Genomic DNA, 23,814 nt, shown 5'->3' on the forward strand with positions numbered 1-23,814 from the left:
ATCGCCCCCTACGGAATCGAGCGAACATCTGCAAAACTCGGCAGGCTGAAAAACTCGTCCCAGTGCATCCAAACCGAGACCGCCTGACCAATAATCAGGTGATCCGGCACAAAGCCCCAAAAGCGCGAGTCATTGGAGTTATCCCGGTTGTCACCCATCATGAAGTACTCGCCTTCGGGGACAACCCAGCGTCCATCGCGCGCCGGGCGTAGTTTGTCGCGCCAGGTCGGGAACTGGTGCATCCCCATCGTCTCGGTGAACTGGTCAACACGAACCGGGATTTCAGGTCCCGTTACGCCTTGCAACTCAACCGCCTGGCCGTTGACCGTCAGACGCTTGTTGTTCAGCTCGATGACGTCACCTGGCAACCCCACCACTCTTTTAATGTAGGCCACGTTGGTCTGTTTGGGGAAACGGAAGACCATCACGTCGCCACGCTCGGGCTCGCTGATGGGAATCATGACGTCGCCCGACAACGGCGCCCGCAGGCCATAAGTCCAGCGGTTGACCAAAATAAAGTCGCCCACTTTCAAGGTCGGCATCATCGATTCGGACGGTATTTGGTAGGGCTCGTAGGCAAAGCTGCGGACCGCAAACACCACGAACAAGACCGGGAAAAAGCCCGCCCCGTATTCAACCCACCAAGGATCCGAGTCTTGGGGCACGCGTTTTTTCGCGGTCACCAATTTGTCGAAAATCCACAGCACCCCGGTGGCCACCACAGCCCAAAATAGGGCCGCTGCAAAATCAAAATTTTCCACTTAATTGTCCACTTTCAGTACCGCCAGGAAGGCATCCTGCGGAATCTCGACACTGCCGACTTGCTTCATGCGTTTTTTGCCGGCTTTTTGTTTTTCAAGCAGCTTTTTCTTACGCGACACGTCGCCGCCATAGCACTTGGCCGTGACGTTCTTACGCAGCGCCTTAACCGTCGAGCGCGAAATGATATGCCCACCGATGGCGGCCTGAATGGCCACGTCGAACATCTGACGCGGAATCAGTTCTTTCATTTTTTCGCACAGGTTACGACCACGATTGGTGCTGTGGTCACGGTGCACGATGGCCGCCAACGCGTCGACGCGTTCACCGTTGATCAACACATCCAAGCGCACCAGTTTGGCTTCTTGGAACCGTACAAAATGGTAATCCAATGAGGCAAAACCTCGGCTAACGCTTTTCAGGCGGTCAAAGAAGTCCATGACCACTTCGGCCATTGGCAGCTCCCAACTGATCTGCACCTGGTTGCCCAAAAAGCGCATGTCTTTTTGCGTGCCACGCTTTTCAACGCACAGGCTGATGACGTTGCCCAGGTAGGCCTGGGGCACCAGAATATTGGCCTGGACGATTGGCTCACGCATTTCGTTGATGCGCCCAAGGTCAGGCAAGCGTGACGGGTTGTCGACCTGAACCACCGAGCCGTCGTTCATTTCCACTTCGTAAATTACGGTCGGCGCCGTAGTGATCAAATCCAGGTTGTACTCGCGCTCCAAGCGTTCCTGGATGATTTCCATGTGCAACATGCCCAGGAATCCACAGCGGAAACCAAAGCCCAGCGCATCCGACACTTCCGGCTCGTAGTGCAACGAGGCGTCGTTCAAGGTCAGCTTTTCGAGCGCCTCGCGGAAGTCTTCGAAATCATCCGAACTGACCGGGAACAAGCCCGCAAACACGCGCGCCTGAACCTTTTGAAAGCCTGACAGGGCTGGGGTATCCGGCTTCGCCACGCTGATCAGGGTGTCACCGACCGGGGCGCCGTGAATGTCTTTAATGCCGGCGACCAAAAATCCAACTTCGCCAGCCTTGAGGCTATCGGTGATCGTACGTTTCGGCGTGAAAATGCCGATTTGATCCGCCTGGTGCGTGACCCCGGTGCTTTTGATCACGAACTTGTCTTTCTTGCGGATTTGGCCTTCAGTGACGCGAATCAGCGACACCACGCCGAGGTAGTTATCGAACCAAGAATCGATAATCAGCGCCTGCAGCGGCCCATCAACGTCCCCCACAGGGGCCGGAATCACCTCGACCAAGCGCTCGAGCACCTCTTCGATGCCAAGGCCAGATTTAGCACTGCACTGGACCGCGTCGGTTGCGTCGATGCCAATAATGTCTTCAATTTCTTGCTTGACGCGATCGGGCTCGGCCTGGGGCAAATCCATTTTATTCAGGACCGGCATGACCTCCAAGCCCTGTTCGATGGCGGTATAACAGTTAGCCACGGACTGTGCTTCGACGCCTTGACCGGCATCAACGACCAATAATGCGCCTTCGCAGGCCGCCAACGAACGCGAAACCTCGTAACTAAAATCAACATGCCCGGGCGTATCAATGAAGTTCAATTGATAGACTTGGCCGTCGCCGGCGGTGTAGTTCAGGGTTACGGATTGGGATTTAATTGTGATCCCACGCTCGCGCTCAATATCCATAGAATCAAGGACTTGCGAAGCCATTTCACGCTGAGTCAAACCACCACAGTGCTGAATAAAGCGATCAGCCAGTGTGCTTTTGCCGTGGTCAATGTGGGCGATGATGGAGAAGTTACGGATGTGCGAAAGGTCGCTGCTCAAGCTGAAGTCCTCATGAATTCGGGCGAAAGTATAAAGAGGAACGGGCCTGAACGCACCCGATAAAGGTGCGGCCAAGCCCGCGAATGGCTTGAGTGGGGTGCGTTTACAGGCGCAGCGACACGAAGGTCGGGTTACCGTCACGCACCAGCAGCACCGGCACGCGACCACGCCCTTCTAGATCTTTCATCAGTTGCCGGAAGCCCGCGACGTCGGCGATCTCGGTACCGGCCATCTGTAAAATCACGTCACCGACGCGAATGCCCGCGGCTTGGGCGCGCCGCGAGGTAATGCCTTTAATCAGTACGCCACCGGCGATATCCCATTCTTGCTTCAGGGTGTCCGGCACACTTTCGACGGACAAGCCGGCGACCGATGCACTGGTATTGCCGCGCCCAAAGGCCTGTGCAATGCCGCGTTCATCCGGCAGTTCGCCGACGGTCACACTGATGGTCTGGCGTGACCCATCGCGCCAGACTTCAACGGGGACACTGGCACCGGCACGAACACGACCAACCAGGGGCGGCAACTCGCTGGAGCGCATCACGTCGTTGCCATTAAACGTCAGCACCACGTCACCGGCTTTGAGCTCCGAGTTTGCCGCAGGACCGTCGGCAATGACCTGGGCAATCAGCGCGCCCTGGGGTTTAGGCAAGCCAAAGGATTCCGCCAAGTCGCGGTTAACTTCCTGGATCAACACGCCCAACCAACCGCGCTTGACCTCGCCGGTGTCGCGTAACTGGGCCACGACGTCCATCGCCATGTCGACCGGAATCGCAAAGGACACACCCATGAAGCCCCCAGAGCGGGTATAGATTTGACTGTTGATACCGACCACTTCACCGTCCAAGTTAAACAGCGGTCCGCCCGAGTTACCCGGGTTGATGGCGACGTCGGTCTGGATGAAGGGAACATAGTTTTCACGCGGCAGTGAACGGCCAATGGCGCTGACAATGCCCGCCGTCACCGAATAATCGAAGCCAAACGGGGAGCCAATCGCCAACACCCACTCGCCTTGTTCGAGTTTGCTGGCCTGGCCCATTTCAACCGCCGGGAAATTGTCGCCGTCGATTTTCAACAGCGCCAAGTCCGAACGCGGATCCGTTCCGACCACTGTCGCGACCAGCTCGCTGCGATCATTCAAGCGCACGATAATTTCTTCGGCGTTTTCGATCACATGGTTGTTGGTCAGCACATAGCCGTCTTCGCTGATAATAAAGCCCGACCCGAGCGAGCGCGGCTCCGGGCGGTTGCCACCGGGCGCGTCAAAGCCCCGAGGTCCCTGGGGGTTACCGAAAAACTCGCGAAAAATATCGGGCAGCTGATCCATACGCGGATCGTCGGCACTGGTCTGTTCGATGACGTTGGTGGTCGAGATATTAACCACGGACGGGGATACCCGCTTTACCAGTTCAGTGAATTCAGGCAGTGCGGCCTGGACCGCGCCCACCCAAAGCGACAGCGGAACCAGCAGAGTTAAAATGCGTTGCATGCGTCTTCCTTTTGTTTGCAGGGTTGCCCCAGTAGATTCTAATTTGGGGCTAGGGTTCCGGCAGTCCAAGGATCCGGCGGTTACGATTTGTTAACCGGGGTGATCCACATCTGTGGCGCCAATCGATGCGAGCGCAAACGAACATACCCCAGCCCCAACCACAGACCCGCCAATCCCAGCGCAACCGACACCGCATCGCCAAAGGCGACCCCAAGCCCGCCGCCGACGATTAAACCGGCCAAGGGAATCCCGTAGGCGCTCCAGGCGGCTTTTTCCAGGGCCGGTGTTGCCACATTCAATTCGACCGCATCACCGACCTCAAAGCCGGCCTCGTTGTCGATCCAGGTCGTGGTCGGGCGTTCGTCCATCGGACGGCCACAACCTCCGGGCTGGCGGCAACGGCCGCAGCCGCCACGGGCGTGGGTCATCACCGCGACCTGCCCTGGGCGCTCGGCGATAATTTTACCCGGTTGGGTGTCGCAGTGGTTGACTGGAGTCATGAAGCGTCCTGTTTAAAAAGTAGCGGGATGCGGGTCACATCAATAGCACCCAAAAGGGCTTCCAAGGTCCGCATGGGCACCTCGCCGACCGCGGTAACCTTGATCCATCCGAGCGCAGTTTCGACGGACTGACTCAGCGCATGGGTCGGGCCGTCTTCGGCACGCACGCGCATCGAGGCGTTGCTGACCGGCTCGTAAAATATCGACACCAAGGACACTCCGTCACTGACCAGCTGGCTAACACCGGTATCCGGGTCCGTGCTCTGACTGATCGGCATAAAGCCCTTAGGGAGTTGATCGATGTTGCTCAGCAGGTCCGAGGCACTGGGGACCAAGGGGTGGCGAAACACCTCCATTCCCTGCGCGTCGACCACCAAACGGTCGTCGGCCAGCGGCTCGCTCATAGTCACATCCAAAAACTCGAACTGCTCCAAAATACGCTCGCCGTCCAAGGTCTGACTGCGCAGCATCAACCCCGTTTCGGCATCACACCAATAAATGCGATCAAAGCGCAGGTCATCGGTGGCGGTCAACTTGACCGGCACCGCGGTGCGATTGGCCACCCGCGCATCCGCCAGTATCGATAAGGTGTAATGACCTTTGATGTGAGTTAGCCGCTGTCCCAGCGGCGGTAGCGCAGCGCTCGGAACCGGGTAGCCTTGACGCAAAACTTCTTTGCCCGGGTACAGCCCGAGCAACCAATTACCACGGCGCATCATTTGCACCGGCTCGCCACTCAGCCGCTCCAGCCGCTCGACCGGTTGGCCGGCGACAATGTCCCGATACACCCGCAACGACACCATCTGCTGGCCCTTGGTGTAGACCAGGCTACCGGTCCAGGCACGGCTATTGAAGGCGCTGCTCATTTGCGCCATGACTTTGTCGGCCATGGGGTCGGTGGCCATCGGTGCTGCCATGACGGCAGGCACAAAAAGGGCGGCTAATGCCGCCCTTTGGATCCATTGGGTCAAACGCCTCAATTGGTGTCCTCGGGTTTGGTTTGCATCACACGCGCTAAGGGTAACAAACCTTGGCCACCACTGGCCGCGGCATTTTCAGCGTGGCGTACCAGATATCCATCGATTTGGGATTTAAGCTGCGCTTGTAGATTTTCGTTAATCGGCGCCACCGGTGCGCTTTGGCGCACAAAGGTCGTCGCAGGCAGTGCCAACGGGTTTTGGTTCGGCGCTACATAAATCGGTGCCTGCGACTGGTTGGCCAGCACATCGTGCGTCGCCACCGGGCTGGTCACGTTAACACCGACCAGCACGGCCGCCGCCACACCCGCCGCGACCGCAACCTGACCGGTCCAACGCTGGATCCAGCGCGTCTGCACCGGCGTTTGAGGCGATACGTCGTCGCTCACTACCTGGCCGCTGATCTGGGCCATAATGCCGGCGCTCAAATCGATTTCCGCGTCAGCGCTGGCGCGCATTACCCGGCCGATTCGTTGGTACGAATCCCAGGCCGTATCAACCGACGCGTCTTTGTCAGCTTCCTGCAGCACACGGCGCGTTTGGAAGGCATCCAATTCGCCGTCGACCAGTGCCGACAAAGATTCTTTAATTTTATCGTTCATTCGGGCGACTTCCCTAGCTGGCAAAATAATCGTTTCACGGCTCATTGACCCTGACCCTCACGGAAAGTTCCCTCCATGTAGGGTTCTATTTTCGCAGACACCGTGTCGCGTGCCCGAAAGATGCGTGAACGGACGGTGCCAACGGGGCACGCCATGATCGCCGAAATTTCATCGTAGCTTTTGCCTTCCAGTTCGCGCAGGGTCAATGCAACCCGCAGGTCTTCAGGCAATTCGGCGATCGCCTTGCGCACCGCCAACTCTAGACGGTCACGGCGATCATTCGCTTCCGGCGAATCATGGCTGCGCAAGGCATCGGCAGAGTCAAACTGTTCAGCGTCGGCAATGTCGATGTCGGTGGTCGGCGCGCGCCGACCGCGCGAGACCAGGTGATTTTTCGCAGTGTTGACCGCGATTCGATACAACCAGGTGTAGAACTGCGCATCACCACGAAAATTAGGCAGCGCCTTAAAGGCCCGAACAAAGGCGTCCTGAGCGACATCCTGGGCCTCGTGTGAGTCACGAATGTAGCGCCCAATTAACGCCAGCACGCGGTGCTGGTATTTTTTGACCAGGTATTCGAACGCGCGCGCATTGCCCTTGCCGGCTTGGCTGACCAGCACGTCATCGGGATCTTCGGGGCTAACTTTCATTAGGGGCAAAACAGTCGCCGTGGCCGTCATAAGGATTCCTTATCGCTTACCCCCATAGACCGGGGCGGCGCAGGAAAGTTCCGACAAAGCATAGGCCCAAATTGGACAAAAGTCCGGTACCGGTTAGTTAGTCGACTGGTTCGCAACCCCAATGCCGCGGCTGTGGCATAACCTGCGCATGAAACGACAGCTTCCCCTCCTAGTGCTGCCGCTACTGTGCTCGTGGGCCACGGCCGACACACTGACATTCGTAGGCAACGCACACCTGGAACCGATGATTTACGTCGATCGACAGCCGCGCGGACTCGTGGTTGACCTGACCTAGGCCATCACCGATGGCCGCCGATTTAGACGTTAAAATTGACGCCATGGACTGGGCCGAGGCGCAAAATCGACTGCTTGCCGGCAACGTCGACGCGCTGATGCAAATCAACCCAAACCCTGAACGCCTCGAACGCATGGCATTTTCCGATCCGCTGCTGGCCACCGATTTCACCCTGTTCCGGCGCACCGAACGGCTGGATTTGATTGGGGCCGACAGCCTCAACGGCCAACGCATCGGCGCTGAACGCGCCAGTTTTCCTGCCGAACTGGTGGCCCGCATTGACGGCGCCATCCCGGTCGATATCGATCATCTACGCGACGGTTTGCGCGCGGTCAGCGTCGGGACGCTGGACGGTATCCTCGTCGACAACTGGGTCGGGCTGCACCTGATCCAGCAACTCGGCATTGAAAACCTAACCCCCCCCCCCCCGGCCAACCGCTGGCGACCAGCACATCACGTATCGCGGTGTTAAAAGACCGCACTGCCCTGTTGACCGACATCAACCGCGGGCTGCGGCTGATCGACGAAAGTGGCGAGCGCCAGCGCGGGACCTGTTTCAACCTAAGCTTGCCGATCATCACAACCGACTAAAGATTTGATAGTGACTGGGGTAGACTCCGGCGACTTACTCGCGAGCCGGATCGATGCCTAAACCAACCAACCGCCCGTTCACCTTTGACGTCGTCATATTAGGGTCTGGCGCCGCCGGCCTTGCCGCTGCGATCGACCTGCCCGCCCACTTGAGTGTCGCGATACTGTCGAAAAACGCGGTTGGCGGCAGCACCCCGTGGGCTCAGGGCGGCATTGCCGCGGTCGTCGAATCGACCGATTCGCTCGAAGAACACGTTCAAGACACCATGATTGCCGGCGCCGGCTTGTGCGACGAGGCCGCGGTCCGCCATACCGTCAACGCCGGTGAGGACAGCATTCAATGGCTGCTTGAGCAGGGCACCCATTTCGACGAAAGCGATGGCAAATTCCACCTGACCCGCGAGGGTGGCCACAGCCATCGCCGGGTACTGCATGCGGCCGATGCCACCGGCGCGGAAATCCATCGCGCCCTGCTGGCCCAGGCACACAGCCGCTCCAACCTGCGCTTTTTTGATCAGCGCGTGGCCGTTGATTTGATTGTTGACCGCAGCCTGGCCCGCGATCAACGTCGCATTCAGGGTGTCTACGCCTTTCACTTGGGTAAAAACCAAGTCCAGACCTTTGCCGCCAAAGCGGTCATTTTGGCCACCGGCGGCGCCAGCAAGGTGTATTTTTATACCTCGAACCCGGCTGGCGCTTCGGGTGACGGCATTGCCATGGCCTACCGCGCCGGTTGCCGGGTCGCCAACATGGAATTCAACCAGTTCCACCCGACCTGTTTGCACCACCCCGACGCCAAATCTTTTTTGATCAGCGAAGCACTGCGCGGCGAAGGCGGACGTTTGACCTTGCCGGACGGCGAACCCTTTATGCACCGGCACGATTCGCGGGGTGAACTGGCACCGCGTGATGTGGTAGCACGCGCAATTGATTTTGAAATGAAGCGCTTGGGCGCCCAGCACCTGTACCTGGACATCAGCCACAAGCCGGCGGGTTTCATTCGCAAACATTTCCCGACCATTGCCGTCAAATGCGCCGAACACGGCATCGACATCACCCGCGAACCCATTCCCGTGGTCCCGGCGGCGCACTACACCTGTGGCGGGGTCATGGTTGACCGTAACGGCGCCACCGACATCGCCGGGTTGTATGCCGCCGGCGAAGTCAGCTACACCGGTTTGCACGGGGCCAACCGCATGGCCAGCAACTCGCTGCTTGAGTGCATTGTATGGGGACGCGCGGCGGCTCACGACATCGGTCGGGCGTCGCTGCCGGCGATCAACCTCGGGGCGATCAAGCCCTGGGATGACAGCCAAGTCAAAGACTCGGATGAGGACGTCGTGGTCAGCCATAATTGGGATGAAGCACGCCGCTTTATGTGGGACTACGTCGGCATCGTGCGGACCGATAAACGCCTATTACGCGCGCTGCACCGGGTCAATTTGCTGCAATCGGAAATCGATGAGTTTTATTCGAACTACCACGTCACCGGCAATTTGTTGGAGCTGCGCAACCTAGTCCAGGTGGCCGAGTTGATGGTGCGCTGTGCGTTGCAGCGCAAAGAATCACGCGGGCTGCATTACAGCCTGGACTACCCTGAGAACACCGGCGCCGGCGCCCCAACCATCATCGATCCAGCAGCCTAAGCGCCCGTGCCCAGGCCGCATCCACCGGGCAGGCGTGGCGACGCACGCGGATAACCGCACCGTCCGCAAACAGGGCAATGATTAAGCCGGCACTGACAAAGGCCCCCAGCACCGGGCGCCGTTCGCGCCCGTGCCGATCAATTAACGAGTCGCCACGCCAATGCAGGGTGCGGACATGCCCCCGCCAGCTGCGATAGCACAACGCGTTCAACGCACCAGGCCGGCCCCGACCTTTTCGTTGATCATCGCGACAATGCGGCCGATGTCCGCATCCGCAGGTGCCAATGTGCCCTGTAACCAGCCCCAGATATCCGCGTCCTCGCCCTCGATCAACCGCAAGTAGTGGGCCTGGTCAGTGTCGTCCAAAGTTTTGAAGTGCAACTGTGTAAACGGGCCCAGCAGCACGTCCAGCTCGAGCATGCCGCGGCGGCTATGCCAAATCAGGCGGCGAAATTCGACATCAGAAATCATGGCCTACTCCTTGTAAGTGGCCGCATTGTACCGATATAGATCAAGACGAAAACCACCTTAGGAAGCTGACCTTGTACGCATTGCACAACTGGCAACTGGTCCGAATACACGGCCGCGATCCGCTCGCTTTACTGCAAGGCCAGATCACCGCTGACGTACGCGCGCTGGATGATGGCACCGGCGTCAATGGCGCACTGTGCACGCCCAAAGGCCGTATGGTCGCCAGTTTCGGGGTCGCGCGCCGCGGCGACGACGTCCTCCTGAGTGTGCCCAAAGACCGCGTCCAGGCGCTGTCCGGCGCGTTGGCCAAGTACCTGCCATTCTTCGGTTGCTCGATCGAGGCGCTGGACTGGCATGGGGTCGGCCTGACCGAGCCTGGGAGCGAAGCTATCAGCATCGCCCTCGGCAACGGCTTGTTTGAGAGCTGGTCCGAAAGCCCCGCCGCTGACGCTGCGGACGGCTGGGAGGCGCTGCGAATTGAACACAACCTGCCGTGGGTCGACACCCTAACCGACCAGGCCTTCACCCCGCAGCAGCTCAACCTGCAGTCCACCGGGGGCATCAGCTTTACCAAAGGTTGCTACACCGGCCAAGAAGTGGTCGCCCGCACCGAACACTTGGGCAAGGTCAAAAAATTTGCACATCGGGTCACGCTCAGCGGTGACTGCAGGCCCGGTGATTTGAGCCTGGAAGGCCGCAAAGTCGGCACCCTATGTCACGTTGCCGGCGACCATGGCATTGCCGTGATGGACCCGAGCATCAGCGCCTGCGAGTGCCCCGGCGGGCGCGTTACCGAGCCGTCGCTGCCCTACCCCATCACGTCGCCGATTAAACGTCGCTCCAACGGATAGGCGTCAGGCCATGGGCCTGCAAATACGCATTGGTTTGGGAGAACGGTTTTGAACCAAAAAAACCACGGTAACTGGACAGCGGCGATGGGTGCGGCGCGCACAGTGCCAACTGATGCGCCGGGATCAACGATGCCAAGCCTTGGGCTGCCTTGCCCCACAGCCAATACACGCGTGGTTGCGGCTGCGCCGCCAAATACTCGATGGTCGCCTGGGTCAGCTGCTCCCAGCCCAGCCCTTGATGACTATTTGCTCGGCCGGGCGACACGCTCAACACCCGATTCAACAGCAGCACACCCTGCTCAGCCCAGCCCACCAACGACCCGCTGAACGGGGGCTGACAGCCGAGGTCATCACACATTTCTTTGAATATATTGGTCAAACTCGGTGGCCACTTCCCCGACGCCACCGAAAACGACAGGCCCTCGGCCTGCCCAGGACCGTGGTACGGATCTTGGCCGATGATCACAACTTTAGTCGCCCCCGCAGGGCACAGCTGATAGGCCCGCAACCACTGCGACTCGGGCGGAAAGCTGGGTGTCGGTAGGCGTGCCGCCAATTGCGCAAGGTAGTCAGGCGGCAGCCGATTCGCCACCGGATGCCATGATGTTGGTAAAAACATAGTCGGACGGGTACCAGATGCGTAGAATCGCGCCATCATAAAACAACGGACGGAACCGTGACTCACGATTTCTCGAATATCGCCCCCTACTCCGATGCCGACGTTAAACCCGCGCTAGCGCGTTTGCTCGACAGTCCTCCGTTTTTAGCCGGCGTCGCGCGCCTGGGGATGCCACGCCTGTCGATGATCGCACCCGGGGTCGCCCGGTTTTTGACGCGCAACCGACTGCGCAGCCAATTCAGCCGCATTAACACCATCGAGGACCTACAGAACCGGGTCGCACCCTTTATGACACGCGTGGTCAAGACCACCATCGACGATCTGGTGGTCGAAGGCTTGGATGCACTGCCACAGCACCCCTGCCTATTCATTTCCAACCACCGCGACATCGTCATGGATCCGGCCTTGGTCAATTGGTCGCTGCACAGCGCAGGCCGCGACACCGTGCGCATTGCCATTGGCGACAACCTGATCAAGCAACCCTTTGTCGAAGACCTGATGCGCTTGAATAAGAGCTTTATCGTTCGGCGCAACGTCGCCGGGCCGCGTGAGCTGGCGAAAGTCGTCGGCCAACTGTCGGCTTACATCGGCCACTCGATCACCCACGAAAACCAATCCGTGTGGTTGGCGCAAAAAGAAGGCCGGGCCAAAGACGGCATTGACCGGACCGATCCGGCGATTTTGAAAATGGTCTCGATGGCCGGCCGAAAGCACGCCGACGGCGTCGCCGGCTACCTGGCGACACTGCACATCGTGCCAGTTTACATCAGTTACGAAATTGACCCCTGTGACAGCGCCAAGGCCGTCGAGCTTTGGAAGACTGCCCTGGAGGGCGGTTACGACAAAGCCGACTCGGAAGACTTGGAAAATATCGTGCTCGGGATCAAGGGTCACAAAGGCCGCGTAAAAGTCGCTTTTGGCACGCCAATTACCGATCCGGCGACGCTGGCCGACCCAAGCGTGTTAGCGGCGGCCATCGACAATCAGATGCGCGACCTTTACGAACCCTGGGAAACCAACCAAGCCGCCGCGTCACGCCTGCGCGGGCACACCAGCCCATCGTCAAAATTGGACGAACGCTTGGCCCACTGTCCAGAAGCGGCCCGGGCGCAGCTGATCAAGAACTACGCTGCACCCGAGCTATCCGCCGACGAACTGGCGCATTTAGCGTAGTTCGAGCACCGCAACCAAGTCGCCTTGCGAGGCGGCCAGTTGATGATCGGCAACGATATTGTCGGCCTGCGCATTCACCAGCGCAGCACGCGCATCAAACAGCTCGACCTCGGCATCCAGCACTTCCAACAACGAACGCCGGTTAATCGTGAACTGCTGTGCATAGGCCTCGCGGCTTTGCGCGGCAGCATCCACGTAACGACCCAAGTAGTTCAATTGCTGAGTGGTCGAGGTGTACGCATGCCAAGACTGGTGCGTGGCATCGACCACTTCTCGCTGGGCATCGTTGAGCAAATGTTGCGCCTGGGCCAAGCGATCTTCACCGGCGCGCGCGCCGGCGCCATTGGCGCCACCCGCGTATAGATTCCAATTCATCCGCAGCATCGCGAGTTGATTGCGATTACCGCCTTCGACCCCGGCAATATTCTCGTTGCGGTTAGTCCCCAACTCAACGGTGAACTGGGGCAGGTTAGCCGCATCCGCGACTTTTAACTGGCCCATCGCTTCGCGAATGTCCGCTTGACCCTCGGCAATCACCGGGTGGTTTTCAAATGCACGATCGACCGCCGCATTTAGCGTCGCCGGCCGCGTCCACTGCATCACCGGCATGTTGATGTTTTGTTCAGGAATGACGCCGATGACGCGATGATAGTTGGAACGCGCATCCTGCAGATTTGCCATCGACGCAGTCTGATTGGACAGGGCCAAGGCCAGTCGACCCTGGGCCTGAACCAATTCAGAGCCCGTGCTGACGCCATTTTCGACACGTCTCCCGATTTGGTCGACCAAGGTTTCGTGGGCGCTGCGTGATTGACTGGCGATCGCCAGCTGCTGCTCGGCGCGCCACAGATTGGTATAGGCCTCGGCGGCCGACAACACGACCTGTTGCTCAACGTCGGCCAATGCGGCCGCGACGGACTCACTAATGCCCATGCGGCGCGCAACTTCACCGCGCTCGACCGGCGAGTAAATTGCCCAGATTAGATTCAACCCCAACTCTTTACGGGGCAGGCTGACATTGTCAAAACCAGTGCCGCGTGAGTTGGTTCGCTCGCGGCCGACGCCGGCGTTTAAGTCCAAGCGCGGACGCAAGCCACCCTTGGCCACGTTGATGTCTTGCTCGCTGGCGCGGCTACCCGCGCGGGCCGCCTGCAGGTCCGGATGCGAGGCCAGGGCCTCGCTCACCGCGTCGGTTAAGGTTGTCGCCATGGCGCCACCGGACAGGGTGATCGAGATTGCGATGGCTAACAGCTTTTTCATGTTGTTTCCTAGATAACCGTCTCAATTAAACGATTTTGATTATGTTCTCGTCCACGAGCTGTTGGAACGACGTACTTCCGTCCAAGTCGAGCCCCTCAAGGGTAACGGATGCCAGCAACTCACCACCAACACCGGCATTGACCGTTACCACGGTGTCGGTTCCCGATGCATCAACCGAGCCGACGGCGGTGTCGTCGGTGAACAATGACGACAAGTCGAGGCTATCGTCACCCACCGCCGAATCGTCCCCCAATAGTGCTTCGAAGTCGTCGATCACCGCCTTGATGGGGTTGCCACCAAGATCCCGATCAATCGCCACAAACAGATCGTCGCCACCGTTGCCGCTCAGCAACAGGCTGTCGTTTTCATACGCCCCGCCGTTGGCATCCCCGGCGATTGCCGCATCGGTCATGTCGCTAAACACGATCATCTCGGTGGCGCTGGTGCCCCCGTGGTCGCCGTCGGCTAGGTTGCCGGCGCCGCTATGAATATTGTCCTGTCCGCTGTCGACCAATTGAGTGCCGACCCAAACATCCGAGGTTAGGTCATCAAAGGCGCGTGCCGTGGTATGCGCGATGTCGCCGGCACTACCGGTATCGGACATGCTGTCAATGGTGATGCTGCGCAAACCGATGGTCTGAGCGCCGGCGTCGGTGTGGACGTAGCACAGGTTGCCGATGAAGTCCTCGACATCTGAGACCAGCCATCCCGACGACGCCGTCGGCTTCAGCGTTACAGTCAACAGGCCGTCAGCACTCGCTTCAACGTTGAAGCCATACCCGACGGATTTGTAAACGATCGATCCCGCCGCGCCATCGAGCAACGGAATCTTGCCGTACGCCTGCAGCACTTCGGCGGCGCCATCGACCACGCCTTCGACGCTCAACACCAGCTGGTTAATGCTTTGGCCACCCTCGACCGTGTTGATACTGATGCTATTTTCCCACAGCGCGACGCCACCCGTGGACGCCTGCGGCGCATCGTAGCCGGCATTGCGCGCGACCGGATCGACTTCGAACACTGGACCGTCATTGGTGCCGGCAACATTGATCACAATGTCCTGGGTCACCGTTCGCACGCCATCCGACAGGGTCACCGTGAAGGTTGCCTCAGCCGACTCGCCGACATCCAGGTCGTCAAAGGTTTCGTCGCCCGAGTCATAGCGGTAGCTGACACTGCCGTCGCCCGCCACATCCACGCTCAGGTTATCCGCATAAAAGGTAAAGCCACCGGCCTGGCTGACATCGGTCAATTCGATGCCAATGCCATCACCGTCAATCAACGCACCCGGGGCCGCCAACAGCGAGCTGGTAACGATCTCACCGTTGTCGACGACTAGGGCTTCATCACCCTCGATCAAGGACTCGACGATGGGGTCGTTCGAGTGGGTTGCGATCACCAACCCGCCCTCGACCCCGTCGATAGAGACGGTCGCGGTATTGCCCGCGAGCCCGCCGGAATCCACCGGCGCATAATCAAAGCTGTCACTCAGATCCAAGTCCGCATCAAGGTAGCGCAACTCCCAGTTGCTGCCGTTATAGATGCCACTGGTATCGGTACCAAATTCGACCTTGTCGATCAGCAATCCGCCGGTGTTGATAAACGCGGATGCGGAGTTGCCGACCACAACCTCGTGGAACAGATCGACCGAGGCCGCCGGCTTTTGGTAGCTGGCGCTGTCGGACGTGCCATCGGTATAGGTCACCGTGACCACGACCCACGAGCCGGTTGGAACAAAGTGATTGCCCATGCCGTCCAAACCGGCACTGAAGCCGGTGGCCATGGCACCAACAAAATCGACGGTGATCACTTCACCCGAGTTCAAGCCGGAGCCAGTGGCGTCGGCCACACCAAACCCGATGTGGCCCGACCCCGTCGAGTACTGCGCCAAATCCAGCGCACCGTCGCCGTTGGCAACCGAGGTCACGACTTTGACGCCGGCCCCTAAGTCGAGTTCGCGTGCTTGGCCAACTGCCATGCCCCAGCTGTCTAGCCCCGCATTGACGAGCGCGGTCGCGCCCAGCATGACGCTGCCATCCGTGATCAACTGTGGGTCCACCGCGTAGGTCAGTTCGGATAACGAGACGGTATCACCGACGCCAACCAGGTTGCCCTGCCCGTCAATTAAAACGCCCAAACTCGGGTCGCTTTGTATCACCACGGTCGGCGTATCAGCCGGGTTGCTGTCGTCTTCGGCATCGGTGACACGTTGATCGATGGCAAAATCGACCGCCGCGTTGTCCGCACTGCCCAGCGCCACACTAAAGTCCTGAGCTACCGGCGCGTCATTGGTGCCGGTAATGCTGACCACGATGTCGTGCTCGGTGCCGTCAATCGACGTCACCGTGAAGGTTTCGCTTAACACCTCGCCGGCCGCCAGACCGTCAAAGGCACTGGCCGCTGTATAGGTCCAGGCTCCGCCGTCCGTTATGGTCAGGCTGCCGTTGGCACCGACCAGGGTTTCAGCGCTGAAACTGTCGTCTAGGTTGTCAACATCCGTCGCGGTCAGGGTGCCGCTAATCACAACCGGCACGTCCCCTTCAATGGCCGAACCACTCGAATCACCACCAATGATCGCCGCCTCGTTGGTGCCGACAATCGTAATCACCACGTTTTGGGTCACGGTCGCGGTCCCATCGGTGATGCTGACGGGGTAAGTCAGGGTCAGCATTGCGCCCTCAGGCAAGAAATCAAATGCTTCATTGACGCTGTCAAATTCGAAGTCGACCCGACCCTCGGTGGCGTCATCACTGACCACCGGTGACGATCCGGTCAGGCTCAGCATGGCTGAAACATCCAGTGCACCAATATCAAAGCCCGAGGTGGTGACTTGAGTCGTATCAATCGTCGCGCTGACTTGGTTCGTCAAATCGACATCGCACACCTCAAAGCTACCAACGGTGGTCAGCCCAGTGTCGCTCTCGGTCAAGACAATGTCCGAGCTCATGGCGAAGTTATCCGTAGTGAAGGCGACAAACTCACCGCCGTCTTTGGACACGCCGACTTCCAGCACATAGCGCCCGCCCTGGTCCCACCAAAACAGCTCAACAGGCACATAGCCCGCTTCGGCAATCACCACCGGCGTGGCGTCAATTGTGGTGCCCGGCGCACGATTGCCCGCATAGGTGCCGGCGTTTTCGCCATTGATCGTCAGCTCGAGGCCATCATCGGTATAGGACTTAAAGGTGTAGCTGCCGGCCTCTAGGTAGACCTGGCCGTGCATATAAAGTCCGCCATCGCTGGTGGATGCTGGGTCGTTACTCAACGACGCCGCATCACCACCCATCCAATTTTGCAGGTGGTTGCCGCTACTAACCGTGCCGGAGCCCACTGCGTAGTTGGGGCCGGACGATGTGAAGGTGGCATCCGCAGGATTGCCACTGACGATAGATTTAAACTCGCTCAAATTGTTGATTTGACTGTCAACGCCATAGTACTCAACGGCTAATCCCGTGGTGCTCAGCGCGGTTTTGATGATCGGCGCATCATGGGTGCCGGTCACGGTGACGCTGACGGTCTGGGTTGCGCCCGCGTTGGCCGCACCACTGTCGTCGGTCACGCTGACGTCAAAGGTCACGATGCGGGTTTCGCCCGCGGCCAAATCTTGGAAACCCGTGCCGGCGGCAAAGGTGTATTCGCCGGTTTCGGTATCGATGGTGACGGTGCCCTCGGCCGGCTGGGTGACGGTGAAGCTGTGTTCGTCGCTGACATCCACATCGGCAAAGGTCGGCGTGCCGCTGACGCCGGCGCCGTCTTCACTCGCGGCCAGGTCAGTGATCACCAAAGTCGGCGCATCATTGGTGCCGGTCACGGTAACGCTAACGGTCTCGGTTGCGCCCGCGTTGGCCGCACCACTGTCGTCGGTCACGGTAACGTCAAAGGTCACCACACGGGTTTCGCCCGCGGCCAAATCTTGGAAACCCGTGCCGGGCACAAAAGTGTATTCGCCGGTCTCGGCATCGATGGTGACGGTGCCCTCGGCCGGCTGGGTGACGGTGAAGCTGTGTTCGTCGCTGACATCCACATCGGCAAAGGTCGGCGTGCCGCTGACGCTGACGCCGTCCTCGCTGGCGGACAGGTCAGTGACCGCCAAAATCGGTGCATCATTGACAGGCGACACGTTAATCGTCACAGACCCCGTATCACTGGCACCGCTGGGATCTTCGACGCTGTATGCCAACACGATCGGGCCGCCCGTCTGCTCATTATTCGAGTCCGGCGATGGCGTAAACAGCAATCCATTAAAATCGTTGCCGCTGACTGACGCGGTCGAGCCCGGTGTCAGCGGCGTGCCATCCGGCAACGAGAACTGACCGACGTCAGCGCCCGGGACCTCAAAGGTCACAAGCAGATCCCCGGTCACGTTATCCGGATCCGAAACCACGGTCGCGCCGCCAAACAAGGCCAGCGCGACGCCCTCACCCGCACCTTCCAGCAAGCCCAAGGTGATGTTGGCACCCACCGGTGCCAGGTTGCCGCCCTCAAGGGTGCCAGCGCCGAACCGCAAACCCGCGCCATCCGCGCCAAAGGTTTCGAAGTCGGTGCCCGGTTGGGTCGTCGGCCCGGTGCGGTCAACCGAATTGGTGTCCGTGCCGCCCGCATTGTTAATCGAGCCTGCCGCAGGACCGGCCGCCGTCGCATCCAACAAGTCGAATGGGTCGGCCCCAGCCGCGATCAAGGCCTGGATTAGCTCAACATTGTCCAGCTCATCCTCGGCGGCCACCTGAAGCAACAAGGCTTCGTTGGCGCCGGTTTCTTCGAGCACAAATTCAGAGTTTCGGCCGACGTCGAATCGCAGCCCGTTCGCCATCACCACGGTGACGGACGACAGATTGTCGGTTTGAATCGTCGCACCCAATGGCACTGCGTCGCCCGGCCGCAAAATACTCTGCTGGCCGTTGACGTCGATCAAAATGGGTTGGCTGACGAGCTGCTCGGCAATACCGATTTCGCTGCTGCTTATGGCCACGGTCAATCCTCTATCAAACGGTAAAAGTAGTACCGTCCTACAATACGAAAAAGGCGCCTATCGACGTTCGTACCTAAGTACTGTCAATGGCGCCTTTGTGGACCTAGGTCACGGTTTTTGGTCGCGAACTACATTACGAAGCGACCGGCTGATTGCTGCCGTGGCAACTGGCCTTTGATCAACAGTGCCAACTCCAAGCGGTCACGAGTTCCGGTCTTCTGAAACGCCGACGTCAAATGCGCCTTAACCGTTCGCTCCGTCACATTCAGACGCGCTGCAATGACCTTATTGGACGCGCCTTCGGCGACGATCTCTGCGATCTCTCGCTCGCGCGGGGTCAAACTATCCAGACGCGGATCATCAGCCGCTTCACGCTCGTTGCCGTCGATCAGGTCTTCGACCAATCGCTGCATCAAACGGCGCGAAACCCAAACGTCGCCGCGGGTTATGGCTTGAACGGCAGCTTGTAACAAGCGCGGCTCGATGCCCGAATTGGCATACCCACGAACGCCCGCTTTCAGGAGGACCAACCCATCTTCGTCGTTCGGGTTGTCGTCGATCACAAAAACGTGGAGGGGGTCTTTTTCCAGGATCAGCGACACCGCCGCATCAATGTTGCATTCGCGGCCATCCATATGAAGCACAACCAGGTCCGGGCTCGCCGCGGCCAGATAGGCACCCAAGGCAGCCAGCGAAGGCGTTCGAAATACGTCCGTCACTGGTTGCAGTGATTGGATCCACTTGTTGCACAATCGATCGTCAGTACTGCACGCGACTACTTTCATTACTACACCTACTTGCGCAATCAAGCGCTAAATTACCAGGCGTTGGCTGCCCCACCCAATTGCGCCCGTTGAGGGCTACAAAGACTCGCTGGGTGTCACGAAACGCGCCAACCTTGGCTCAAAATCGCAGCGTGGTTACACCAAAACTGGCGGCACCATATAGTCCCTATCTCTGTGAGCACGGTACCAGAGTTACGACCACTGGGAAGGAAATGAATTAAGTACTTTCACCTACGCGTCTTTAATATACACATACGTACTACTGCGCACTCGCAACCAATGGACGCAGTCTGTTGTTTCATATCAATTAATTTAAAAAAAATAACACCAAATTTAGGCCCTGCACCCTGGTACAAGATGGACTATATTTTCGCACTATCGCTCAGTGAACGCTTCGTAGCGAATTTTACTGAGCGGGGTCAGAAAATAACCCAATACCGTACGCTGGCCGGTAATAATATCCGCGGTCCCGCGCATACCCACCTTGATCGGCAACGGATTATCAGCGCCGCCTAAAAAGTCCGAATCCATCAGGATAATTGTTGGGTAGTAAGGCTCCGAATCGCGTTCCCCAACCGTATTTGCACCTAATTTTGAGACGCGTCCGGGCATCACACCGTAGCGACTAAAATCGTAAGTGCTGATGCGCAAGTTGACCGGCTGGTCCGGCGACACGAAGCCAATATCCGCCGGCAGTACCTTGGCGCGCGCCTGCAATCTGGTGTCGCTTGGAATAATTTCCATCAACACGTCGCCGGGCTGAATGACCTGGCCAATGGTGTTGACCCGCACTTCGCCCAGGGTGCCCGAGGTCGGCGCAAGTACCTCGGTGGCCTTGACCAAATCCGAAATCCCCGTGCTCAGGTTACGCAGTGAGCTGAGTTCGGTCTGGGCCCGGATCAGATCCTGCTGGGCCCCGGATCGAAATTCTGCGCCCAGTGAATTAATTTGCTCACTCAGTGCTTGGCGTTCGGACTGCAATCGTGGCCGTTCAGCCGTCAGCTGGGTCAGGCTAGATCGACGCTCGCGCAGCTCGCGCTCCAATCGCAGCACCTCGACCTTGGACACAGCGCCACTCGCCTGTAGGCGCTGGAACTGTTCCAGCTCTTCACGCGCCGATGACACGCCATCACGTGCGGCGGCGACCGCTGATTGATTAGCGAGGAGCTGTGCCTGGACGGAGCGAGCTCGCTCCGTCAGCACGTCCTGCTCACTGGCCAAGGCCTGGCGACGGGCGCGATGGGCCTCGAGTTGGTCGGCCATCCAGGGGTCGTCCGACACAAAGGCCTCACCGGCAGACTCGGCTCGCAGGCGTGCGATTTGCATGGCTAAGCTGCTCTGGCGCGCAAGGTTCTCGTCCAGATTGGATTCGGCCCGAGTGCGGTCAATGCGCAACAGCACCTGCCCTTTGACCACTTGATCTCCCGCCCGCACCATCAATTCCGACAACCGCCCGCCATCGGGGTGCTGCACGCGCTGCACTTCACCGACCGGTTCGATAATGATGGTCGCGCGGACCACACGTGGCAGCACGGTAAAATGGGCCCAACCTAAGCCCACCACGATCGCGGCCAAAATCAACCACAGTCCGAACCGCAGCCGATGTGATGGGCGCTCGGTCAGTAACGCGTCAATGGTTAAGCTCATGCTTGAGCCTGCTTCATCATCAACATGGTTAACACTTCATCCTTGGGTCCGTCCGCCACGATACGCCCACCGTCGACGACGATAATACGGTCCACCCAGCTCAGCATGGCGCTGCGATGGGTCACCAGAATCAATCCTTTAATGTCCAACCAAGGTTTGAGTTGGCCGCGCAACTCGACTTCACTGCGGGCGTCTAAATTTGAGGTCGGCTCGTCCATCACCACCACGGGCGTATCGCGCATGATCAACCGGGCCAAGGCGACCGCGGTGCGTTGCGAGCCCGACAAGGCACCACCGCCCTCGCCCACATTCTGGTCCCAACCGGCTGCCCAATCGGCTAGAAAGCGACTCAACCCACTCAGTTCGGCGGCCTGCTGCAAGCGCGCTTCGTCAATACCCTGCAATCCCCACAGCACATTATCGCGCACAGAACCGGCGAAGAAACCGGGCTGTTGAGGCAGGTAACCGATACCCTCGGCACGAGCCTGATTCGACCATTGTTTCATTTCGACCTGGTCTAACTTAACCAATCCGCGTTCCGGCACGATCAACCCTGCTAGCACCCGGGCCAATGTCGTTTTGCCACTGCCTCCGCGCCCCAACACAGCGATGCGCTCGCCCGGCTGAATGGTCAGCGAGATCGCGTGAAGCGAGGGTTTCGCGCTGTCCGGGTAACTGACTTCCACTCCATCCAGCTGCCACTGACCGGCGATTGTGCCCTGATGAGTGCCCAATTCGATCTCGCCGCTGAGCATATCTGAGACGCTGGCGAAGGCTTGCCGCGCCCGGTGCCAACCGTTGATTAGTCCGGCCAGGCCCGCAGCCGGCGCGACCGCACGGCCGGTTAATATCATCGCCGCAATGAGCGCACCCATGGTCGCCGCTTGATCCGCGACTAAATAAGCCCCTATGACCACCACAGCCACACTGGCGACCATCGACACCGCGCTGGCAAAGTAGCTGGGCATGGCGTTGTAGTGACGGGTCCGGTCCTGGGCCACGGAGCGCTCAGCGGTCGCCGATTCCCAGCGCGCTTGGACGCGCGGTTCTAGGGCCAAACTTTTGATGGTTTCGTACTGCGCAAAGCCCTCGACCAAGGCCGCGGATTGTTCGCGTCCGGCGTCCATCGCCGCCGGCTGATGCGCCGCGGCCAGTCGCCCAGCGATCATTGCGATCAAAACCAATACCGGCAGCGCAACCAGCGCAGGCAGTGCCAACCAGGGCGAGATCAGCGCAATGATGACAATAAACAAAGCCGCGAAGGGCAAGTCCACCAGCACCGTCAAGGTCGTGTTGCTGAGCAACCCGCGCAGACTTTCAAGCTCACGAAAACCGGCACTGACTTCGCCTAGCTGTTTCGGTCGCATGACATACGGCAAGCTGAGCATACGGCTGAGTAAGCGACGACCCAGCCGCAAATCGACACGCGTTCCCAAGGCCTCCAATAGCTTGGCGCGGCCGCGGCGGGCAATCACATCAATCGACGCCGCCAGCAGCACCCCAAGCGCCAGCGCCCACAGCGAGCTGTAAGCAAGGTTTGGCACCACCTTGTCATACGCCGTCATCACAAACAGCGGCAACACCAAGGCGGTTAAATTGCTCAGGATTCCTGCCAGCACGGCTTCGCGTAAAAACCCACGCTCAGCCCAAATCTCACGACCGATGCCTGCCTGACGCTTTGTCTGCGGTGTGCCTATACTGCTAGGACTGGATTCGGACTGAGCCACTTTAATGCCTTATATACAACGTAATACCCGCGACAAAATACTCGCGCTTTATGCCACCCCTAACTACGCCGGCCAGGAATTCCTGGACACCGACAGCGCAGAAGTCGCTGCGTTCCTTGGTACGAAGCATAGTCCAAACTTAGACCAAGCCCACGATCGGCTGGATTTGATTGATGAGTTGACGCGTTCGGACATGGAATCGATCCGAATTATTGACGATTTGGTCGAGCTACTGGTCAAGACGAATTCGATCCGACTGACCGACTTGCCGGAAGCGGCGCGCGCCAAACTGCTGGAGCGTAAACGCGCGCGCGCCGGGCTGACAGTGTTGCCGGATCTGTTGGACGACGAAGAGCCGCTACTCTGAGTGGGTCTTGACGGTTTCGAACTGGGCTCCTTGACTCAGTTCAACAATGTCCGCTTGGACTCGGCGGTTCAGCGCCAGCTCGCTAGACGTTTGACCGGCAGCTAAGGGCAGACTTTCAGAGTAGCCGACCATTTTGAGCTGCTCTGGATTCACGCCGTACTGACCAACCAGCACGTCAAATACCGCCTGCGCACGACGCTCCGACAGCCCTTGATTGTAATCCGCCGAGCCGCGAGCGTCGGTATGCCCGCTCAGTTCGATTATCCGCGCCTCACCGTTGATCCGCGCTGCAAAGGCCTGCAAGCGCTTCATGTAACGCGGTTTGACCGCGGACTCGTCGCTGTCGAATTGAACGTTGAGCTGCTGACCCTGGGCTCGTTGGACCCACAACGCACAGCCGTTGCTGGCGACAATCGCACCGAGCGTGCTGTGTGGGCAACGGTCGTCGTGGTCAACGATGGTGTCGCCGTCAGTGTCGGCCAACAACAGGTCCGCAATCACCCAGCTGGCCTCACGCTCAACCGCCAGCGCCAAAAACGGCGCCAACAGCCATCCCATCATTGCTAACTTTTTCATGGCCAATCCCTCGTGTCTCAGAGGG

Annotated in this window: 21 protein-coding genes; 5 read left to right on the plus strand and 16 right to left on the minus strand. The window is 59.2% G+C overall.

Annotated features, from left to right (window positions below):
* Positions 1–8 precede the first annotated feature (8 nt).
* From lepB to rpoE, 7 genes are all read right to left on the minus strand, one after another.
* Positions 9–761, minus strand: coding sequence for a signal peptidase I (lepB, locus tag GH975_RS09185; protein WP_211365801.1), 753 nt, complete (start codon positions 759–761; stop codon positions 9–11).
* Positions 762–2,564 carry a translation elongation factor 4 gene (lepA, locus tag GH975_RS09190; RefSeq protein ID WP_153714237.1) on the minus strand — a complete coding sequence of 601 codons (1,803 nt, stop codon included), beginning with the start codon at positions 2,562–2,564 and terminating at the stop codon, positions 762–764.
* Positions 2,565–2,667: 103 nt separating this feature from the next.
* On the minus strand, positions 2,668–4,053 hold the full coding sequence (locus tag GH975_RS09195; protein ID WP_153714238.1) for a DegQ family serine endoprotease: 1,386 nt from the start codon (positions 4,051–4,053) through the stop codon (positions 2,668–2,670).
* An 80-nt stretch (positions 4,054–4,133) separates the two neighbouring features.
* Positions 4,134–4,553: a SoxR reducing system RseC family protein gene (locus GH975_RS09200; RefSeq protein ID WP_153714239.1), complete on the minus strand. Its 420-nt coding sequence runs from the start codon at positions 4,551–4,553 to the stop codon at positions 4,134–4,136.
* Positions 4,550–5,470, minus strand: a complete 921-nt coding sequence (locus GH975_RS09205) for a MucB/RseB C-terminal domain-containing protein (RefSeq protein WP_153714240.1) — start codon at positions 5,468–5,470, stop codon at positions 4,550–4,552. The genes GH975_RS09200 and GH975_RS09205 overlap by 4 nt, the downstream gene beginning before the upstream one ends.
* Positions 5,471–5,529: 59 nt before the next feature.
* Positions 5,530–6,132 carry a sigma-E factor negative regulatory protein gene (locus GH975_RS09210; protein ID WP_170272611.1) on the minus strand — a complete coding sequence of 201 codons (603 nt, stop codon included), beginning with the start codon at positions 6,130–6,132 and terminating at the stop codon, positions 5,530–5,532.
* Between the two features lie 41 nt (positions 6,133–6,173).
* Positions 6,174–6,782 (minus strand): RNA polymerase sigma factor RpoE, encoded by a 609-nt coding sequence (rpoE, locus tag GH975_RS09215; protein WP_153714825.1) that lies wholly within the window; start codon positions 6,780–6,782, stop codon positions 6,174–6,176.
* Positions 6,783–7,117: 335 nt separating this feature from the next.
* On the opposite strand from rpoE, the gene GH975_RS09220 reads away from it, so the two are divergent.
* Positions 7,118–7,579 (plus strand): transporter substrate-binding domain-containing protein, encoded by a 462-nt coding sequence (locus GH975_RS09220; RefSeq protein WP_153714242.1) that lies wholly within the window; start codon positions 7,118–7,120, stop codon positions 7,577–7,579.
* Between the two features lie 172 nt (positions 7,580–7,751).
* A complete protein-coding gene (gene nadB / locus GH975_RS09225; protein WP_153714243.1) occupies positions 7,752–9,344 on the plus strand; it encodes an L-aspartate oxidase in 1,593 nt (530 codons plus the stop codon).
* Here the strand turns inward: nadB and GH975_RS09230 are convergent.
* Positions 9,325–9,555, minus strand: a complete 231-nt coding sequence (locus GH975_RS09230; protein WP_153714244.1) for a hypothetical protein — start codon at positions 9,553–9,555, stop codon at positions 9,325–9,327. The two genes, nadB and GH975_RS09230, sit on opposite strands and share 20 nt — an antisense overlap.
* The gene (locus GH975_RS09235) at positions 9,552–9,815 is read right to left on the minus strand and encodes an FAD assembly factor SdhE (RefSeq protein ID WP_153714245.1); all 264 of its coding nucleotides are present in this window, start codon (positions 9,813–9,815) and stop codon (positions 9,552–9,554) included. Before GH975_RS09235 ends, GH975_RS09230 begins: the two co-directional genes overlap by 4 nt.
* Before the next feature lie 71 nt (positions 9,816–9,886).
* Here GH975_RS09235 and ygfZ point away from each other — a divergent pair, with 71 nt between their 5' ends.
* Positions 9,887–10,666, plus strand: a complete 780-nt coding sequence (gene ygfZ, locus GH975_RS09240; RefSeq protein WP_153714246.1) for a CAF17-like 4Fe-4S cluster assembly/insertion protein YgfZ — start codon at positions 9,887–9,889, stop codon at positions 10,664–10,666.
* Here the strand turns inward: ygfZ and GH975_RS09245 are convergent.
* Positions 10,644–11,285 carry a uracil-DNA glycosylase gene (locus GH975_RS09245; RefSeq protein ID WP_153714247.1) on the minus strand — a complete coding sequence of 214 codons (642 nt, stop codon included), beginning with the start codon at positions 11,283–11,285 and terminating at the stop codon, positions 10,644–10,646. The genes ygfZ and GH975_RS09245 overlap by 23 nt on opposite strands.
* Before the next feature lie 57 nt (positions 11,286–11,342).
* Here GH975_RS09245 and GH975_RS09250 point away from each other — a divergent pair, with 57 nt between their 5' ends.
* Positions 11,343–12,458, plus strand: a complete 1,116-nt coding sequence (locus GH975_RS09250) for a 1-acyl-sn-glycerol-3-phosphate acyltransferase (protein WP_153714248.1) — start codon at positions 11,343–11,345, stop codon at positions 12,456–12,458.
* On the opposite strand, the gene GH975_RS09255 is transcribed toward GH975_RS09250, so the two are convergent.
* The 5 genes from GH975_RS09255 to GH975_RS09275 form a co-directional block, all read right to left on the minus strand.
* Complete coding sequence (locus GH975_RS09255) at positions 12,450–13,718, minus strand: TolC family outer membrane protein (RefSeq protein ID WP_153714249.1); 1,269 nt, start codon at positions 13,716–13,718, stop codon at positions 12,450–12,452. The two genes, GH975_RS09250 and GH975_RS09255, sit on opposite strands and share 9 nt — an antisense overlap.
* A gap of 25 nt (positions 13,719–13,743) precedes the next feature.
* The gene (locus GH975_RS09260) at positions 13,744–18,687 is read right to left on the minus strand and encodes a retention module-containing protein (RefSeq protein ID WP_170272612.1); all 4,944 of its coding nucleotides are present in this window, start codon (positions 18,685–18,687) and stop codon (positions 13,744–13,746) included.
* A 128-nt stretch (positions 18,688–18,815) separates the two neighbouring features.
* Positions 18,816–19,472, minus strand: a complete 657-nt coding sequence (locus GH975_RS09265; RefSeq protein WP_153714251.1) for a LuxR C-terminal-related transcriptional regulator — start codon at positions 19,470–19,472, stop codon at positions 18,816–18,818.
* A 375-nt stretch (positions 19,473–19,847) separates the two neighbouring features.
* A complete protein-coding gene (locus tag GH975_RS09270) occupies positions 19,848–21,119 on the minus strand; it encodes an HlyD family type I secretion periplasmic adaptor subunit (RefSeq protein ID WP_153714252.1) in 1,272 nt (423 codons plus the stop codon).
* Positions 21,116–22,738 carry an ATP-binding cassette domain-containing protein gene (locus GH975_RS09275; RefSeq protein WP_153714253.1) on the minus strand — a complete coding sequence of 541 codons (1,623 nt, stop codon included), beginning with the start codon at positions 22,736–22,738 and terminating at the stop codon, positions 21,116–21,118. Before GH975_RS09275 ends, GH975_RS09270 begins: the two co-directional genes overlap by 4 nt.
* Positions 22,739–22,850: 112 nt before the next feature.
* Between GH975_RS09275 and GH975_RS09280 the strand changes: the two genes are divergently transcribed.
* On the plus strand, positions 22,851–23,213 hold the full coding sequence (locus GH975_RS09280; RefSeq protein WP_153714254.1) for a hypothetical protein: 363 nt from the start codon (positions 22,851–22,853) through the stop codon (positions 23,211–23,213).
* Here GH975_RS09280 and GH975_RS09285 read toward each other — a convergent pair.
* A complete protein-coding gene (locus tag GH975_RS09285) occupies positions 23,205–23,789 on the minus strand; it encodes an OmpA family protein (RefSeq protein ID WP_170272613.1) in 585 nt (194 codons plus the stop codon). The two genes, GH975_RS09280 and GH975_RS09285, sit on opposite strands and share 9 nt — an antisense overlap.
* Between the last annotated feature and the right edge of the window lie 25 nt (positions 23,790–23,814).

The sequence above is a fragment of the Litorivicinus lipolyticus genome (assembly GCF_009650135.1).
Lineage (GTDB): Bacteria > Pseudomonadota > Gammaproteobacteria > Pseudomonadales > Litorivicinaceae > Litorivicinus > Litorivicinus lipolyticus.

What these genes read in the sequence shown, in the direction of transcription:
- GH975_RS09245 (WP_153714247.1), bottom strand. Translation starts at nt 11,285, where the DNA reads ATGTTTTTACCAACATCATGGCATCCGGTGGCGAATCGGCTGCCGCCT.
- nadB (WP_153714243.1), top strand. Translation starts at nt 7,752, where the DNA reads ATGCCTAAACCAACCAACCGCCCGTTCACCTTTGACGTCGTCATATTA.
- GH975_RS09285 (WP_170272613.1), bottom strand. Translation starts at nt 23,789, where the DNA reads ATGAAAAAGTTAGCAATGATGGGATGGCTGTTGGCGCCGTTTTTGGCG.
- GH975_RS09195 (WP_153714238.1), bottom strand. Translation starts at nt 4,053, where the DNA reads ATGCAACGCATTTTAACTCTGCTGGTTCCGCTGTCGCTTTGGGTGGGC.
- GH975_RS09235 (WP_153714245.1), bottom strand. Translation starts at nt 9,815, where the DNA reads ATGATTTCTGATGTCGAATTTCGCCGCCTGATTTGGCATAGCCGCCGC.
- GH975_RS09265 (WP_153714251.1), bottom strand. Translation starts at nt 19,472, where the DNA reads ATGAAAGTAGTCGCGTGCAGTACTGACGATCGATTGTGCAACAAGTGG.
- GH975_RS09220 (WP_153714242.1), top strand. Translation starts at nt 7,118, where the DNA reads ATGGCCGCCGATTTAGACGTTAAAATTGACGCCATGGACTGGGCCGAG.
- GH975_RS09270 (WP_153714252.1), bottom strand. Translation starts at nt 21,119, where the DNA reads ATGAGCTTAACCATTGACGCGTTACTGACCGAGCGCCCATCACATCGG.
- GH975_RS09255 (WP_153714249.1), bottom strand. Translation starts at nt 13,718, where the DNA reads ATGAAAAAGCTGTTAGCCATCGCAATCTCGATCACCCTGTCCGGTGGC.
- rpoE (WP_153714825.1), bottom strand. Translation starts at nt 6,782, where the DNA reads ATGAAAGTTAGCCCCGAAGATCCCGATGACGTGCTGGTCAGCCAAGCC.
- GH975_RS09205 (WP_153714240.1), bottom strand. Translation starts at nt 5,470, where the DNA reads ATGGCAGCACCGATGGCCACCGACCCCATGGCCGACAAAGTCATGGCG.
- GH975_RS09200 (WP_153714239.1), bottom strand. Translation starts at nt 4,553, where the DNA reads ATGACTCCAGTCAACCACTGCGACACCCAACCGGGTAAAATTATCGCC.
- GH975_RS09210 (WP_170272611.1), bottom strand. Translation starts at nt 6,132, where the DNA reads ATGAACGATAAAATTAAAGAATCTTTGTCGGCACTGGTCGACGGCGAA.
- GH975_RS09280 (WP_153714254.1), top strand. Translation starts at nt 22,851, where the DNA reads ATGCCTTATATACAACGTAATACCCGCGACAAAATACTCGCGCTTTAT.